This window comes from Pseudomonas sp. FW305-3-2-15-C-LB1 (genome assembly GCF_058787615.1).
The window spans coordinates 82420-99235 of sequence record NZ_JBYSZX010000021.1; the positions used below are offsets into that span (position 1 = coordinate 82420).

At 58.2% G+C, this 16816-nt stretch carries 13 protein-coding genes and 1 pseudogene; 9 read left to right on the forward strand and 5 right to left on the reverse strand.

Features of this window, described 5'->3' with window-relative positions:
- Positions 1–62: 62 nt before the first annotated feature.
- Complete coding sequence (locus AC3WP7_RS27275; protein WP_093514404.1) at positions 63–947, reverse strand: helix-turn-helix transcriptional regulator; 885 nt, start codon at positions 945–947, stop codon at positions 63–65.
- 535 nt (positions 948–1482) lie between these two features.
- On the opposite strand from AC3WP7_RS27275, the gene AC3WP7_RS27280 reads away from it, so the two are divergent.
- From AC3WP7_RS27280 to AC3WP7_RS27295, 4 genes are all read left to right on the forward strand, one after another.
- Complete coding sequence (locus AC3WP7_RS27280) at positions 1483–2742, forward strand: IS256-like element ISPsy17 family transposase (RefSeq protein WP_093514381.1); 1260 nt, start codon at positions 1483–1485, stop codon at positions 2740–2742.
- Between the two features lie 653 nt (positions 2743–3395).
- Positions 3396–3647 carry a DUF6124 family protein gene (locus AC3WP7_RS27285; protein WP_102592707.1) on the forward strand — a complete coding sequence of 84 codons (252 nt, stop codon included), beginning with the start codon at positions 3396–3398 and terminating at the stop codon, positions 3645–3647.
- A gap of 112 nt (positions 3648–3759) precedes the next feature.
- The gene (locus AC3WP7_RS27290) at positions 3760–4785 is read left to right on the forward strand and encodes a hypothetical protein (RefSeq protein ID WP_093514379.1); all 1026 of its coding nucleotides are present in this window, start codon (positions 3760–3762) and stop codon (positions 4783–4785) included.
- Between the two features lie 116 nt (positions 4786–4901).
- Positions 4902–6335 carry an ArnT family glycosyltransferase gene (locus tag AC3WP7_RS27295; protein WP_093514378.1) on the forward strand — a complete coding sequence of 478 codons (1434 nt, stop codon included), beginning with the start codon at positions 4902–4904 and terminating at the stop codon, positions 6333–6335.
- A gap of 15 nt (positions 6336–6350) precedes the next feature.
- On the opposite strand, the gene AC3WP7_RS27300 is transcribed toward AC3WP7_RS27295, so the two are convergent.
- The gene (locus tag AC3WP7_RS27300; protein ID WP_010206662.1) at positions 6351–6839 is read right to left on the reverse strand and encodes a TIGR00645 family protein; all 489 of its coding nucleotides are present in this window, start codon (positions 6837–6839) and stop codon (positions 6351–6353) included.
- 166 nt (positions 6840–7005) lie between these two features.
- Here AC3WP7_RS27300 and AC3WP7_RS27305 point away from each other — a divergent pair, with 166 nt between their 5' ends.
- A complete protein-coding gene (locus tag AC3WP7_RS27305; RefSeq protein ID WP_102592706.1) occupies positions 7006–8829 on the forward strand; it encodes a hypothetical protein in 1824 nt (607 codons plus the stop codon).
- Between the two features lie 3 nt (positions 8830–8832).
- Here AC3WP7_RS27305 and AC3WP7_RS27310 read toward each other — a convergent pair whose 3' ends face one another.
- Both AC3WP7_RS27310 and AC3WP7_RS27315 read right to left on the reverse strand, forming a co-directional pair.
- Positions 8833–9141 carry a PA4575 family protein gene (locus tag AC3WP7_RS27310; RefSeq protein WP_058427690.1) on the reverse strand — a complete coding sequence of 103 codons (309 nt, stop codon included), beginning with the start codon at positions 9139–9141 and terminating at the stop codon, positions 8833–8835.
- A 365-nt stretch (positions 9142–9506) separates the two neighbouring features.
- Positions 9507–11945 (reverse strand): Lon protease family protein, encoded by a 2439-nt coding sequence (locus AC3WP7_RS27315; protein ID WP_102592705.1) that lies wholly within the window; start codon positions 11943–11945, stop codon positions 9507–9509.
- A gap of 267 nt (positions 11946–12212) precedes the next feature.
- On the opposite strand from AC3WP7_RS27315, the gene AC3WP7_RS27320 reads away from it, so the two are divergent.
- The 4 genes from AC3WP7_RS27320 (at position 12213) to AC3WP7_RS27335 (ending at position 16408) form a co-directional block, all read left to right on the forward strand.
- Positions 12213–12701 carry a DUF3015 domain-containing protein gene (locus tag AC3WP7_RS27320; RefSeq protein ID WP_015885974.1) on the forward strand — a complete coding sequence of 163 codons (489 nt, stop codon included), beginning with the start codon at positions 12213–12215 and terminating at the stop codon, positions 12699–12701.
- A gap of 93 nt (positions 12702–12794) precedes the next feature.
- Positions 12795–14648 (forward strand): Lnb N-terminal periplasmic domain-containing protein, encoded by a 1854-nt coding sequence (locus AC3WP7_RS27325; protein ID WP_092248316.1) that lies wholly within the window; start codon positions 12795–12797, stop codon positions 14646–14648.
- Between the two features lie 158 nt (positions 14649–14806).
- Positions 14807–15106 carry a chorismate mutase gene (locus AC3WP7_RS27330; RefSeq protein ID WP_092248313.1) on the forward strand — a complete coding sequence of 100 codons (300 nt, stop codon included), beginning with the start codon at positions 14807–14809 and terminating at the stop codon, positions 15104–15106.
- Between the two features lie 216 nt (positions 15107–15322).
- A complete protein-coding gene (locus AC3WP7_RS27335; protein WP_058427694.1) occupies positions 15323–16408 on the forward strand; it encodes a type I restriction endonuclease in 1086 nt (361 codons plus the stop codon).
- A gap of 39 nt (positions 16409–16447) precedes the next feature.
- Here AC3WP7_RS27335 and AC3WP7_RS27340 read toward each other — a convergent pair.
- Positions 16448–16621 (reverse strand): annotated as a pseudogene (locus AC3WP7_RS27340) (DUF3077 domain-containing protein); the annotation flags it as partial.
- Between the last annotated feature and the right edge of the window lie 195 nt (positions 16622–16816).

Genomic DNA, 16816 nt, shown 5'->3' on the forward strand with positions numbered 1-16816 from the left:
CGCTCTAAATTTTCGTATCGCCGGATGACTGAATGCATCACGGCTTGTATGCAATCGTTTGGTCAGCCTGCCAGGTAACCAGGCGCCAGCACCGCCGTTTCTACTCCGTAGAGCAACAGCGGGTCTTTCAGCCAAAGGCGGTATTCCGGATCACGCAGGCGGTGGTCCGGTGAGCAGTCGATGCTCCATTTGCGCATTACGTAGCCAGCCGTGGCTCCACGTAACCTCAAACGCAACACACCATCGCTCATTCCGTAGTCCATGGCAGTGATGTCTGGGTGCGGTCGGTCCGGGTGAGGTACCAACTCGACCTCCAATATCCTGCTCCACTGGACATCCTGTTCTGGGTACTCATGTTCAGCGACAGAAGACTCCGTCAGCAGCTTTGGCCGCTTGATGCGGGTGATCACAAAGTCCCGAAATGCACCGCGCTTGCGGTCGTAGCCGCGCACATGCCAGCGCAGCCCCGTATCAATAAGGGCAAAGGGAACAATTTCTCTCTGGGTCTTTCCACTAGACAGCGAGTAGTACTCCACTCGCAGAGGGCAACGATGGTAGATCGCGCGCGTCACCAAACCCAACGTATCCAAATCTGGCTGAGTAAGCCGTTTGGACGTTACGCAGGAAATACCCGGCGCGCTGCTTGCCGGCTCACCATCGCCAAAGCCCTCCGCCAGCCAGGCCAGTACCCGGTCAGCAGAGAAGGTGAAAATCGGTCGAAACTCTTTGCTCGGCGTATAGATCTTGCTACTGCGGTCATACGCCAGATTGTTGCCTGCCAACTCGCGATAAGTGGCGAGATCGCGCGTGGCTGCAGCCGTTTGAATGCCGAAACGCTGAATCAGATCCTGTCGCCCTATTTCTCCGAAAAAACGCAGACGCAATTCGAGGTAAGCCAGACGGTCACGCTGGGCTTGCGTTAGCTGTGAGAGAGGTTCAGTGGTCATGAATACGCTGGTTTGAAGTGAAAGCGGGGACAGCATAAATTGCGATCACAACGCACGCAATTAAAAATCACGAAAGCGATATCCACAGATCATTTTGATTCGCAATTGTTGTTACTGATTCAGCTGACACTCCGGAGCTAGTGCAGAATTTCAGGAGCGTCGGAGCGAAGCTTAACCACAAAGGCTTCCGCCCACACTACGTCGCTTGCGTTGTTACCTCCGGACTCAGCCCGACTGAAGAGGAGCAGACCCAGGATCTTCGAGCAATATCGACAATCCCTGCAGGGGGAGCAAGTAGCAATTTTCGAAGAGTTCGTCGATCGACTGAGGGCTATACTGAATCGTGTCGGTTCCTCGATGCTTTTCGCGAGACATACAGAAATGCTGGAGCTCGGTGCAAAAATTGAGCGTCGGAATGATGGACGCGAAGTTCTCCAGGACATGAAGGCTGTCTGGAGGCAGAAGCACGGACGGGATTCTGCGAGACTGTCAGAAATTTTGTGTTCGGGCATAACATGTAGCTAGAGGTGCATGTATGCCGACCAAAAAGAAGTCCGCCAATGCAACAGCGAGGGAGTTGCCCTCGATTCCCCAAGAGCTGATCGAGCAGTTTGTTAAAGGCCCGATGAGCGCCGAAGCCATTCAAGACGCGTCCATGGCGTTCAAGAAGGCTCTGATCGAGCGTGCGCTAGGCGCCGAGCTGGGTCACCACCTTGGTTACCCTCAGGGCGCGGAGCGCCCTGAGGAGTCGACCAATCAGCGCAATGGCAAAAGCAGCAAGACGGTTCTGACCGACGACGGGCCGCTTCGCCTGGATATCCCCAGAGACCGCGACGGTAGCTTCGCCCCGATCCTGATTCCCAAGCACGAACGCCGTTTTACAGGCTTCGACGACAAGATAATTGCTATGTACGCCCGGGGCATGACGGTGCGTGAGATCCGCGCTTTTCTGTCTGAGCAGTATGGAACTGACGTGTCCCATGACTTCATCAGCTCAGTCACCGATGCGGTCATGGAAGAGGTGGGCGCTTGGCAGCAACGACCCTTGGAACCGATGTATCCGGTGATCTTCTTCGATGCGTTACGGGTCAAAATCCGGGACGAGGGGTTAGTGTGCAACAAGGCTATTTATCTGGCGCTGGGGGTATTACCTGATGGCACGCGCGACATTCTGGGTATATGGATCGAGAGCACCGAGGGTGCCAAGTTTTGGATGAAGGTGTTCAACGACCTCAAGACTCGTGGCGTTGAAGATGTTCTGATCGCCGTCACGGATGGCCTCAAAGGAATACCGGAGGCGTTGGGGGCGGTTTTTCCTGCCACGACGCTGCAAACCTGCATCGTGCATCTGATCCGCAACAGCTTGGACTATGCCGCTTGGGATAAACGTCGGGCACTGGCCAAAGCACTCAAGCCGATCTACCAGGCGATCAATGCCGATGTGGCTGAGCAAGAGCTTAACGCCTTTGAAGCGGGCCCCTGGGGCAAGCAGTATCCGACTGTGGTTGCTGCATGGCGTCGCGCCTGGGATCGGGTTATACCGTTTTTTGTTTCCCCGGCGGGCATCCGCAAAGTGGTTTACACGACCAATGCCATCGAGAGCATCAATGCCCAGTTACGCAAGATCATCAAGACTCGAGGGCACTTCCCGACCGATGAGGCCGCGACGAAACTGATATGGCTTGGGTTGCGCAACATCACCGCCAACTGGGGTCATGCGGCACACGACTGGAAAGTGGCAATGAATCAATTTGCGATCCTGTACGGAGACCGATTTACCAGACCGAGCTGGTAAAACAAGGGCCTGCCTGACGGCAGGCCCTAACCAGCCCGAACACAAAAAAACTGATACTCCCGTCACCAGCCATCGCTAACGTTTACACGACCATTTGCTTGATAGATTCGATGCCGATTAGTTAATGGCGCGGAACTCAAAAAGCACCGTCCATCGGAAGCCAAACCACGCAGCGTTCCAACTGGTATTCCAAGCAAGTTGACCGAACAATTATTAACTTGCAAAAACAGATAGATACCGACTTGTTTCAGATTACCCAGGCCCACCACGTCAGAATCAACCGAACCCGCCCAGTGCGGGTTTTGTCATTTCTGGGGTTTCGAAAGCTCGACAAAATGAACGCTCAGAATTTTCCTTCAAGATATCGCGCCATCGATGAACTAGTACAACTCCTCCCACGCAGATAGCCTCCCCCAGTCGCTGCAAAATCAGCGACCGGGTTTAGCAGCTCGTTTACTATCAAGGCCTGCAAAGCCACCATCCGTTCCAGCGATGCTGTCAGCATCCGCTGGTGCGTATTATGGCGGCTGTGCGTGGGGCACTTTCGGGTGCGCCGGGTTCCTTGATTCCTGGTCTGCTAACCCGCGCACAGTCGCCACCCGTTTCGTTTAGCAGCGATGTCTGGCGACTCCATCAATCAAGGAGTTTCAGCCATGAAAAAGATCACCCCCAATCCCCCCTCCACAACCCTCTTCACCCTCGCCCCAGACATCTCCCCCGAAACCCTGCTGATCCAAGCCAGCGAAACCCTCGCCTCTCTCAACGCCATGACCACCGACCTGGCTTTCGAACTCGAAGGCGTCCACCGTCACAAGCTGCTGGCCACCCAGCAACTGATCGTGCTGGGCGAGTTGTTGGTTGAGCGCGTGCTGGCCCTCACTCAAGACACACAAACATTCCAGTAACCAAAAGGCCGAGACGCGTTCAGCGACTCGGCCTTTTGTTGCGCGTCTGGAATCCCGCCACACTTGCGATTACCCTGCTCTCCTCTATCAGACATCCGGAAGTCCGATACCCGTGTTCAAGCCTCTCGCCGTTCTCATCCTTGCCTGCTCCCCTCTGCTTGCAAACGCCGCCGACCTGGCCGGTGTCTGGACAGGCACCTTGGGTAAATCCGCGATCACCGTGTGTTTCAACGGTGCCCACGGCGCCAATGGCAGTTACTACTACCAACGCATCCTGACGCCCATTCAGCTCACTCAGGTCAACGCCAGTGAGCCGTGGGTTGAAGAAGGGCAAACCGGGTTCTGGCAGTTGGATGATCCCCAAGGCGATACGTTGACGGGTACCTGGAGCAAATCTCTCGAGGGTAAAAGCCTGGCGTTGGTGCTGAAACGCAGGGACACGGACGGTTGCGCCAGCGATGCCTATAACAATGCGCTTGAAGCCGTGCCACCCGCGGTAAAGGTCGAACGGAAAACCTTCGCCGAACACGCCTATCAAGTGAAGACCCAAGGAGGCCAGGTCATCCTGAAACTTGAAGGCGACGGTGCGGCCATCGACAAGATCAACCGAGAGCTCGCGCGCATGGCCATCAACCCGGACGGGCAGGCCGATTTCTACAGGGAGCGGCGCAACTCACTGGACCAGAGCGGCGGCACCACCACCAGTGAGATCGCGGTGGAGCCGTTCTACTGGTCATCGCACTGGATCACCGTGCGGTTCTATCGCTGGTCGGCGGGCTACGGACGCGGGGGCATCAGTTGGGGCCTGCACAGTTGGAACCTGCAAACCGGTGAAAAGGTCGACCCCTGGACGTGGTTGGGCGGCCACGAGCAATGGGACACGCCCTACTCGGGCCAAGTCAAGTTGCCGGCCGCTTTCAGCAGCTGGCTGGCCAAGCAGACCACCACCGACGAAGGGTGCCCGGCCGTGACCAGTTATTCCTCGTTCGACTTGAGCTTCAACACCCAGGGCCTGCAACTGTCGACGCCCGCCCAGGGTGATGGCTGTGATAACGAACTGAGTTTTACCTGGGAGCAACTGGAGCCGGTGCTGAGCCCGGCAGGTAGAGCCGCACTGCCCAGCCTGATGGCGCCGTGACCGACCTTACAAAAAACCCACATTCGTTCACGAAATATTCAGAAACGCCGACGGATACTAGCCCATTGCAATGACCGTTCCCCCGGACGGTCCTCCTGCCCTGGTAGCCACTCTCCATGACGCGTCCCGCTCCCCTGCTGTTCCTGCTTGCTGGTCTGTTGTTCTTCTTTGCCCTGGGTAACCACGAGCTTCAAGGCTCCACCGAAGCCCGCGTGGCCGGGATCGCCATGGCGATGCACCTGGACAATAACTGGGTGGTGCCCCAGTTGTTTCGTGAACCGTTCCTGGAAAAACCACCCTTGAGCCTGTGGATCGATGCCGGGGCGATTCGCCTGTTTGGCGGCACCACCTGGGCAGTGCGCCTGGCTTCGGCGTTTGCTGGGTTGTTCAGCGTAATGCTGCTTTACACCATGCTGCGCAAGTTCGGCCGGCCGCAGACGCTGGCCTTCAGCGCCGCGCTGATCCTGGCGACCATGGCCAGTTACTGGAGCAATGCGCGCGGTGTGGGTGAGGATTCGCTGCTCACCCTCGGCGTGACCGCCGCACTGCTGGGGTTTTACCAGGCCGTGCGGCCCGATCGTGAAGGGTCAAGCACAGGCGCATGGGCACTGTTTACCGCAGGGATGGTGATTGCCACCCTCAGCAAAGGCGTGCTGGGCCTGGCGATGCCGGGCATTGTGATTTTTGTATATCTGGTCAGCACCAGCCTCATGGACAAGCGCCTGCGCCTTGGCGACTGGCTCAAGCCCGCGCTGTTCACCTTGCTGGCGCTGGTGCCATTGGTGATCTGGCTGGGCTTCCTGTTCCAGCGTGGCGGCATGCAAGCGGTGGCCGAAGTGCTGCTGACCAACAGCGTCGGCCGTTTCAGCGGTTCGTTTGTCGAGGCAGGCCATTACGAGCCGTTCTACTACTACATCGCCAAGCTGCCCGAGGCGTTCCTGCCGTGGAATATCCTGGTGTACCTGGGCCTGTGGCATTTCCGCAAAAGCCTGGTGCGCAACCGCTACCACCTGTTCTTCAGCGTCTGGCTGGTAGCGCAGTTCACCCTGTTGACCCTGGCCTCGAGCAAACGCACGGTGTACCTGATGGCACTGGCCCCGGCCGCCGCCGTACTGGCCGCGGAATATGCACGGGTGCTGCTGGCGTGGCTGAAAACCCGCAAACCTGCGCTCTACACACATCACAGAACCCTCGTGGGCGGCGTGTTCACCCTGGCCGTGGGCTGCTATCTGATTGCAGCGTTCTGGTTTGCGCCCAAGGCCGATGTGCGCCAGTCGTTCGTCCCGGTGATCAGCCAGGTTCAGGCGTTTAAAGATGAAGGCAGGGAGGTGGTGCTGTTCCAGCCCAACGAGCGCATCGCCGGGGCCAGCGTGTTCTATCTGCAGGCCTACTTGCCGATCCTGAAGACCGAGGCCGAGCTGCACAACTACCTCGGCGCCAAGCCCGGCAACATTGCGTTGCTGGACCATACCAACGACCTGGCCACCCCGGTGAAGGTGATCAAGCAGATGTCGATCAACCGCCAGCCTTACTACTTCGTGGAGCAGTAAGGCTGGCGCGGGGCATCAGTGTTTGGTGACTTTGTCCAGGTAACCCATGGCAAACGCCGAGACCACGAAGGTCATGTGAATGATCACGTACCACATCAGGTGCTGCGGATCGACGTTCTTGGCGTCCATGAAGATGCGCAGCAAGTGGATGGACGAAATCGCCACGATGGACGCCGCCACTTTCATCTTCAGCGACGAAGAGTCCATGGTGCCCAGCCAGTTGAGTTTCTCTTTGTTGTCATCGATATCCAGCTGCGAGACGAAGTTCTCGTAGCCGGAAATCATCACCATCACCAGCAAGCCGCCGACCAGGGCCATGTCGATCAACGACAGCAGCACCAGGATCAGCTCCGACTCGGCCATCGAGAACACGCTCGGCAGCAGGTGAATCACTTCCTGGAAGAATTTCAGCGCCAGCGCCAGCAACCCCAGGGACAAGCCGAAATAGATCGGCGCCAGCAGCCAGCGCGAGGCGTACATAGCATTTTCGATAAAGCGTTCCATTGGATCTCACACAGCTTGGCTAGAAATGGCGGCGAGTATACCAGCCGCTACAAGACAGCTGTAACCACGAGAAAACTGACCTGTGCGGCATCTGTAAGAGAATTTTTCTGCTAGTGTCGAGCCCAATAACAACTCGGCTCGATGACGTCGGACAGGAAAAACTCAGATGATGGATGTGCGATCCCCTTTGGCCAGTATCGGCCTGTGCGCGGCATTGCTGCTGGCTGGCGGCTGCTCCCCCAGTGACGAGCAGAAGCAGACCACCCTCGAAGAGAAAACCGCGAAGTTCGAACACTCCCTGGACAGCATCCAGGACCCCAAGCTGCGTGACGCCGTCGCCGACCTGGGCGGTTCGCTGCTGCTGCTGGAGCGGGCGCGGGTCAAACTCGCCAGCAAGCCCATCGAAGCCGAGTACGGCGAAGACTCCCTGGCCCTGCTCAAGCACTACCCCACGCCCCAGGCGTTGGTGGACACCTACATCAATGGCCTGTTTGTGCTGCGCAAGAGCTCCCATTCCGACTACCTGACCGACTTGCAGCCGGTGTTCCCGTTCAACTTCAACATGCCTGACCAGTTCCCCTTCCCCCACGGCCTGGAATGGCAGTCGGTGACCCTGAGCAACAACAAGGTCATCCCCTTCCAGCCGGAATGGTCGGAAACCGATCCGGGCATCCAGCTGAGCCCCAGCAGCTCCAACCTGACCAACCCCGACGACCTGACGGTGACCTACCCGTTCATCGACGGCATCGAGACGGAAAACAAGAGCCAGCCACAGCCCGTCAGCCTCAAGGGTACGGTGGAAGTGGTCGCGCCGGGCAAGGTGTTGACCTTTGATCTGTCGAAAAAAGACGTAGGCCGCAAGCGCACCGAGGGCAACATCACCCTCAACCTGTTGCTCCTGGAAAAAAACTACGCTGAGATCGAGCTGACCAACAGCCAACCGCTGGCGCCTGAAGTCGGTGACGAATCGCCCAACCCGCTGCTGGTGCAGGCGCGGGACAGCACCGGGCAGTTCCTCACCCGGTCGGGCTCGATCAACGAAAGCAGCGCCCAGGTGGCGTTCTACGAAAAACAACTGGCCGAGATGCAAAAGCAGAAAGCCTGGTCGGAGGCGTTCGAAAAACAGCTCACCGAGGAACAAAAAGCTTTCGAACACAAACAAAGCAGCCATTACGCCAAGGTGTATTTCAATGGCGTGATCGACAACCTGCAGGTCAACGTACTGGATTTTTCCACCGCCACGCGCACGCGCAAAGACCTCGACCTGCCCGTGATGCGCTTTGACAAGAACAGCCTGCAGAACACCGTCCAGGCCCTGCCGATGCCGGTCACCGTGTATGACGACGGCGCCGCCAGCTGGCTCAAAGACGCGGGCATGACCGAGGACCAGCTGAAAAACAGCGTCACCATCAGCCAGTCGGTTGAAGACGCCAGCGCCGCGCACATCGTGTTCGACCACCCGTTCACCTTCAATGACGACCTGGTGGGCAGCGAGCGCAACAGCAGCGAATCACCGGTGACCTTCTTCACCGCCGACGAAAAAGGCGAACGTGGCGAGCCGATCGAACTGCCGGCCGAGGCGTTTGAACTGAACCCGGCACGCGGCACCCTCACCTACGACCTGAACCTGTTCCCGGAAAACCCGGCGTATGTGGTGGGCTCGATTCCGCTGTTCCTGGCGACCATCGACAAAGCCGAGATCGACGTGGCCAAGCTGCCCAAGGGGCTGTCGCTCAAGGACAACGCGCTGATCGTCGACCAGAAGGCCTTCCCCGCCGACAGCTGGCGCTTCTACGCCAAGGACGCCAGCGGCAACTACCTCAAGGAAATCCTCGGCGTCAGCCACCGCGCCGAGGAGTACGGCACGGCGCTGTTTGACGTGCATTACTTCTACGGCCGGCCGACCACCCTGGAAAGCTACCAGCGCACCGACCTGAGCACCGTGCAATATGGCTTCGAGGTCAAGTTGGACAAACCCGAGAGCAAATAGCGGTCAGTGCTGGGTGTCACCATTGAGCTGTCGCAGATGGGCCTGCATGTGCAGGCACCAGATCTGCGGGTCACCCGCCTTCTCGTAGCCGTGCTGGGTCAGGCTGTCGACGATGGACTCAAGCATGTTTTCCGCGACGAAGGGCCCGGGGAACGGGCCTTGAGACTTAATGGTGGACGGCTGTTCACCGGTCATTCCGGCGGCAAACAACAAGGTCCACATCCCGTTATCCCCCGCAAGAGGGCGAATGGAACATTCGATACGGGTGACCAGGCCAAAGCACTGGCGGGTAAGGCAAAGGTTGCGCGGCATGGCGGCGACCCTCGGTAGATCGGTGTTCAACCTGCGCCTGGGCGCGAGGCTGTTTCTATCCCGCGACTCCTGTGGATATCCCTTGAGCACAGAATAGAAGAAAACCACGACAAACCAAGGTTGTAGGGACCAACGGGCGTTGGTCCTACAGTCGCGCCAAATTCATGACGGTTTTACCCGTCATGTGGTGATGGGATTGTTGTGGCTATGGTGCTAGTTGTGGCGAGCGGGCTTGCCCCGCGTTGGGCTGCGCAGCAGCCCCAATCGGACCGCTGCGGTGTGCCAGTGAGATTGAATTGTCTGGTTTTAGGGCTGCTTCGCAGCCCAACGCGGGGCAAGCCCGCTCGCCACACTCCACGTCGACATCAGGTGGGCTTGGCCTCGGCCAACGCCTCCTGCGCCAACTCCTTCTCCGCTTCCTTCAGGTCTTCCTCGCTGATCATCTCGGCAATCGCGCGCAACCGCTCTACCACACGCGCATTCACCGTGCCTTCCGGAAACTGCCCTTCGGCATCCGGCTCACCGGCATCCTCGCCCACCAACAGGCTCAACGCCTCGTCCGCCTGGCGCACCGCATAGATATGGAACTGCCCGGCACGCACGGCCTGCAGCACCTTCTCATCCAGCATCAGCGTAGCGACGTTGGCCTGGGGAATGATCGCGCCCTGTTCACCGGTCAGGCCACGCGCTTCGCAGAGGCGGAAGAACCCTTCGATCTTCTCGTTGACCCCGCCCACAGCCTGCACTTCACCAAACTGGTTGATGGAGCCGGTGATGGCGAAGCACTGCTTGAGCGGGGTTTTCGACAAGGCCGAGATCAAGGTGCACGCCTCACCCAGGGAGGCACTGTCGCCGTCCACATAACCGTAGGACTGTTCCAGCGCGATACTCGCCGAGATCGCCAGCGGGAATTCCTGGGCGTAACGGCTGCCCAGGTAACCGGTGAGGATCATCACGCCCTTGGAGTGGATCGGCTGGCCGAGGTTGACCTCACGCTCGATGTCGACAATACCGCTGCCGCCCGGGTACACCGTGGCGGAAATCCGCGCCGGCACACCGAATGCCGAATCGCCCACCTCCAGCACCGTCAGCCCGTTGCACTTGCCCACCGCGGCACCGGCGGTGTCGATCAGGATCACCCCGGCGAGCATGTCGTCGAGAATCCGCGCCGACACCCGCCCGGTACGCGTGGCCTTGGCCTTAAGTGCGCGTTCGATATGCCCGGCATCGGTCATCTCGTCGCCTGCCAGATGGCGAATGAAATCCGCCTCGCTGACCAGCTGGAACAAATCCCCGATACGCGCCGACAAGCGCCCCTGGTGCTCCGCCAGCCTGGCGCTGTAGGTGGCCAACCGCGCCACCGCATCCGAGGTCAGCGGTGCCATGCCTTCTTCCGACGTGCGGGTTTTCAGCAATTGGGCGAACTGCTCCAGGCTTTCGTCGACCATCGGGATGTCTTCGTCGAAGTCCACCAGTACGCGGAACATCTCCTGGAAGTCCGGATCGGCGTCCTGCAACGCGTAGTACAACTGGCGCGAACCAATGATGATCACCTTGACCTGCAACGGGATCATCTGCGGGTTGAGGGTCACGGTGGCCAGGCGGCCCAGTTCGCCCAGCGGCGATTCCATCTTAAGCTTGCGCGATTGCAGGGAGCGCTTGAGGGCGTCCCAGACGAACGGCTCGCCGAGCATTTTTTCGGCTTCGAGAATCAGGAAGCCGCCGTTGGCACGGTGCAAGGCGCCCGGGCGCAGCTGGCGATAGGTGGTGTAGAGCGCGCCCTGGTCGGTGCTGTACTCGATGCGGCCGAACAGGTTGTCGTAGGTCGGGTGCGGCTCAAACACCACCGGCGCGCCACCGTTGACAGGATGGCCCACCACCAGGCTTGGGCAGTACTGCTCTTCGAGCAGCTTGCGCGCCTGGGCGTCGGTCTTGGCATCGTCCACCAATTGCTCGACCACGGTCTTGAGCAAGTACACCTGCATGGCTTGCAGGTAGCCGCAGACGCCTGCGTTTTCCGCGTATTTTTCCGACAATGGCGCAAGCAGAGGCTGCAGGGCCAGGGTGATGGTTTCTTCGTTGAACTGGCGCAGTTGGTTGTTCGACTCACGCTTCCACTGCGGCAGGCTGGCCAGCTCTTCGTTGAGGCGCTCTTCCAGCTCGGAAATATCCGTGTGGAAGCGCTCGCGATCAGCTTCCGGCAGCTGCGAGAACTCGGCCTCGTCCAGCGCCTTGCCGTCGAGCATCGGCGTGAAGGCAATGTTGGAGCTGTCGCGGTACAGCGCCACGTCCTTTTCCAGGGCCAGGCGTTCGATCACGTCCAGGGCCTTGTCGTAGCGCTGGTTGAAGGCGCGGTCGATGGCGCTCTTGCGCTGTTGATAAGTCGGGTGCTCGAAGACTGCCGGGAAGGTGGCGACAAGGTTGTCGACCAGACCGTTGATGTCGTTGATAAACGCCGCCGCACCGCCGCCCGGTAATTCAAGGGCACGCGGCTCGCGAGGCTCATCGAAATTATTCACATAGACCCAGTCCGACGGGGTCTGCAGGCGCTTGCCTTCGGCCTTAAGGTAGCGTTTGACGAACGAAAAGCGACCGGTCCCGGGCTCGCCCATGACAAACACGTTGTAACCGGGGCGTGGCATGGCCACACCGAACTGCAACGCTTCAACCGCACGTTCCTGGCCAAGCACACCGCGAAAGGGCTCCAAATCATTGGTGGTCGAGAAGCTGAACTGTTCAGCGGAGAAAGGGCGAGTCAGCGCTTCGGGCGCTAGACGCAAGCTGGCAGCAACAGGATCAGGCATCGGGCTTCCTTACATCAGGCGGGGCAGATGACGGCATTCTGGCTCCCGGTTACGCGCTCTGGCAAGGCGCGCCTGTGGGAAAGCATAGACACGGGACGCGCCCTGTAAAAATATCGGGTCATCATCGAATGTTTTAGAAAAATGCACGGAACCCTTGGAACGTGCCTAAACTCCAAACTGCGCGGGTTGGACTAATAACTGGCCCCTAGGGCGCCGCGATGCGCCTGAACCCTTGTCCATTGGTTTGCACACAAAGAGAACAAAGCTATGAAACGGATCCTTCTCGGTACTCTCTTCACCGTCGTCTCCCTCAATGCAATGGCAGAAGCACCAGGTGGCCCGAACTGCGGTTGGGGCAACATGTTGTTCGAAGGCCAGCGCGGCACTCCAGCTCACTTCCTGGCTTCCACCACCAACGGTACATCGGGTAACGCCACGTTCGGCATGACCTCGGGCACCAACGGTTGCAGCACCAACAGCGCCCTGACTTACGGCGGCAAATCGTGGATTGCCATGAATGGCATGATGAACGAGCTGTCCGAAGACATGGCCAAGGGTAATGGCGAAGCGCTGACCACCTACGCCGTGGTACTGGGCGTGGCCCCGGAAGATCGCGAACACTTCGCGGCCGTGACCCACGAGCACTTCCAGCAGATCTTCAGCAAGGCTGACGTGACCGCTGACGACGTGCACAACAACACCATTGCTGTACTGAAAAGCGATGCCCGTCTGGCGAAATACGCTACCCAGGCTTAAGCTCGTCCAGCCCGCGCCTGCTTAAGGCGCGGGTTTTATTTTTGGGCCCGCCTCCCCTTTGGGTCTCTCTTAATTCCGACTTAAGTTGCCCCTATGCTCAAACGCTTTGCCTGGACGGCACTCTTCGCCTGCGCCCCGCTGTACGCGGCACCGCATCTTGATGATCAACGTTTGCAGCAATTGGCCAACGATCCGTTCTGGCTGTCCCTCGGCCATTATGAAGCCGGCAAAATCAGTGGCTGGCGCAGTTATGTCAGCGACAAGAAATTCTTCCTCGCAGCCGATGGCGCCCACCACCCGGACGCCGAACTCAAGGCCACCGTTGACGCGCTCTACGCGCCGGCCAGCCTGGGTGAAAAACATGCCCAATGCGTTTACCCCGCACGTACCCGCTGGCTCAAGGCTCAGTTGCACCTCACTGACCTGCCCGCCGTGGACTGCACGGAATTCAAGCAATGGTTCAAGGACGTCGCCCCTCACAGCGCGGTGATGATCTTCCCGGCGGCCTACCTCAACAGCCCGTCGTCGATGTTCGGCCACACCCTGCTGCGCATCGACCAGGCCGACGTGCAAAGCAACAACACCGCCCTGCTCAGCTACGCGATCAACTTCGGTGCCTATATCGAAGGCTCCGACAACAGTATCCTCTATGCCTGGAAAGGCCTGATGGGTGGTTATCCCGGCCTGTTCGCCCTGGTGCCCTACCAGGAAAAACTCTCCGAATACCGTAGCCTTGAGAACCGCGACCTGTGGGAATACCGCCTCAACCTCACCCAGGTCGAGACCGAGCGCATGGTCGAGCACGTGTGGGAGCTCAAGCAGATCCAGTTCGATTACTTCTTTTTCGACGAAAACTGCTCCTATCGCCTGCTCGAACTGCTGCAAGTGGCCCGCCCCGGCCTGCGCCTGACCGAACAGTTTCCACTGACCGCCATCCCGACCGATACGGTCAAGGCCGTGAAAGATGCGGGCCTGGTGGAAAGGATCGACTACCGCCCGTCCCGTGAGCGCGAGCTGTTGGAACGCGCCAAGCCGCTGGACAGCGACGAACAGCAATGGGTGTTGAAGGTCAGCGATGACCAGCAGCAATTGCAGGAACCGGCCTTCAAAGCCCTGCCCCGCGACCGCCAGGCCCTGATCATCGACGCCGCCTACCGCCTCGGCCGCTACCGCGCCAACGGCCTGGAACGCGACACCGTCCGCTCCCAACGCAGCTTCGAACTGCTGCGCGCGATCAACCAGAACCCGGCGCCCGACCTCAAGATCACACCGCCCGGCCTGCCGGAAAACGGCCACGAATCGCGCACCTGGCAAGCCGGCATCGGCACCCGGGGCGACAAGGCCTTCGGCGAATACGGCCTGCGCATGGCCTACCACGACCTCAACGACAACGCTGAAGGTTTCCCCCTCGGCGCACAGATCGAAATCCTGCAAATGAAACTGCGCCAGTACGAAGGCAACCACTGGCAGCTGCAGCAACTGGACCTGGCCACCATCCGCTCCCTGACCCCACGCAACGCCCTGTTGCAGCCGTGGTCCTGGCAAGTCACTGGCGGTCTTGAACGCGTGCCCGGCAAACACGACGACGAAACCCTGGTCGCCCACGTCAACGGCGGCGCCGGCGGCACCTGGCAGTTGAGTGACGACATGCTCGGCTTCGCCCTCGGCACCGTGCGCGTGGAGCACAACAACGACTTCAGCGAAGCCATCTCCCCGGCGGCCGGGTTCAACACCGGCGTGCTGTGGAAGAACCCGCTGGGCAACCTGAGCCTGGAAGCCAAGGGTGACTTCTTCACCAATGGCGAAGTGCGCCGCAGTATCAGCCTGAATCAACAGTGGGAATTGTCGCGCAACCTGGGACTACGCCTGAGTGCACAGCGCGAGTACAGCCACTTGTCGACGCCGGTGAATGAAGTGATGCTTGAAGTGAAGTGGTATCACTACTGACTAAAGCCTGGCCGAGATCAATATGTGGGAGGGGGCTTGCCCCCGATAGCAGTGCATCAGTCACATATCCATCGCCTGACACGCCGCCATCGGAGGCAAGCCTCCTCCCACATTGGGTCAGCGTCTATTCAGTTTCTTCTAAAAGGAGCCCCACCAACATGGCCGTTAACTGCACCAGCCTCGAAGAAGTCCGCACCCACATCGACCGCCTCGACCAGCAGATCGTCACCCTGCTGGCCGAGCGTGGCGGCTACGTCTCCCAGGCCGCGCGCTTCAAGAAAGACACAGACAGCGTCAAGGCCCCACAACGGGTTGAACAGGTAATCGCCAAGGTGCGGGAGATATCCCAGGCAGTGGGTGCCAATCCCGAGGTCACGGAACAGGTGTATCGCGCGATGATTGCGGCGTTTATCCAGCAGGAATTGGCGGAGCATGCTGCGCTCACGGAAACTCGCTAAGAATTACCCAAATTATTCGCCTACACAGCAAACTCACAAGCCATCCTCAAGCCCCTGATTACTAAGAAGGAAATCTTGCGGTTTTTTTAGCTTTTTTGAGTCATCGAAAACTTGCTCCGACGAAGCCTCGCTTTATGGGGATTTGTGTCTAGTCTCGGGTAGCAATCAAATTGCCACCACGTCTATACACGGATCTGAATAGGTAAGAGGCTTACTATGGAATTTTTCGAAAAGCTCACCAGTCTGGCCGCCAAGGTTCGGTTGCAAGGCCCGGCCATTCAAACAGAAGAAGCGACCAAAAATGCTTTTGTAATGCCGTTTATCAACACGGTACTGGGTTATGACGTGTTTGATCCGCAGGAGGTGACGCCTGAGTTTGTCTGCGATGTCGGGACGAAGAAAGGTGAAAAAATCGACTACGCCATCATGAAAGACGGTGAAGTTCAGATACTCATTGAATGCAAAAAGATCGGCGAGTCACTGAGCATCAATCATGCCTCGCAGCTGTTTCGGTATTTTCATGTCACCAGCGCAAGAATTTCAATTCTCACCAACGGCCAGGTCTATCGGTTTTTTACTGACTTGGACGCACCGAATAAAATGGACGAAAAGCCATTTCTTGAGCTAGACCTGCTGGATATTGATGAATACTCCGTACCGGAGTTGATAAAGCTGACCAAGTCAGCCTTCGACGTCGATTCAATCATCAACGCTGCGGGAGAGCTGAAATATGTCAGCCAGCTCAAGAAGCTGATTGGCGCTCAAGTCAGTAAACCGGAAGACGACTTCGTTAAATTCTTTGCCTCCCGCGTTTACGAGGGAGTCATCACTCAGAGAGTCCGTGAGCAGTTTTTCGAACTGACACGTAAAGCCTTGGCTCAGTTTCTGAATGACCAGATCAATGATCGACTCAAGTCGGCCATGAGCGGGGTAATTCAACCGACGATAGCTTCATTGACCGTCACGAACAGCGCAAATACGGATCTTCAGGAACGAGACGAATCGGAAGACAAGATCCTGACGACGCTTGAAGAACTGGAGGGCTATCACATCGTCCGCGCTGTCGTACGCTCCGTTGTCGATGCCAAACGAATCGTTCAACGCGATACCCAAAGCTATTTTGGGATATTACTGGACGACAACAATCGCAAGCCTATCTGCCGTCTTCACTTCAATCGCAGCCAAAAATACCTCGGGATATTCGACGAGGAAAAAAATGAAACCCGGCACGCCATTTCATCCATTGATGAGATTTACGAATACGCGGATCAACTGAAAAAAACAGTGGGTTATTACGACTGAAGGCCGCACCGGAATATTTTCAGCCGTCGATAACCCCGTAGCGAGTTTCTTGGAATAAAAAAGCAAAGTGGAGGCGTGTTCCAAGGCTTCCTCAATCGGCATGCCGGAATTGACACGAAACAGCGGTTTTTCGTTTTCGCCGTAGTCGCCGAAAGTGACGACACCAAGTGTGGTGATTGCGGACAAGGGTGGATCAGGGACGACTTTGCTAATGATGATTGCTCTCTTGTGAAGTCGAGCCACCAGATCACATCGCTAAACATGAAGAGGGTGGCAGCTGTGTGCAGGTTAGCGATCCGGGTCTGAGAGCACCCCGGGTAGACTCAAAAGTCGGGACTGTCAGAAATTTTGTGTTCGGGCATAACATGAGTAAGAGGTGCATGTATGCCAACCAAAAAGAAACCGCTT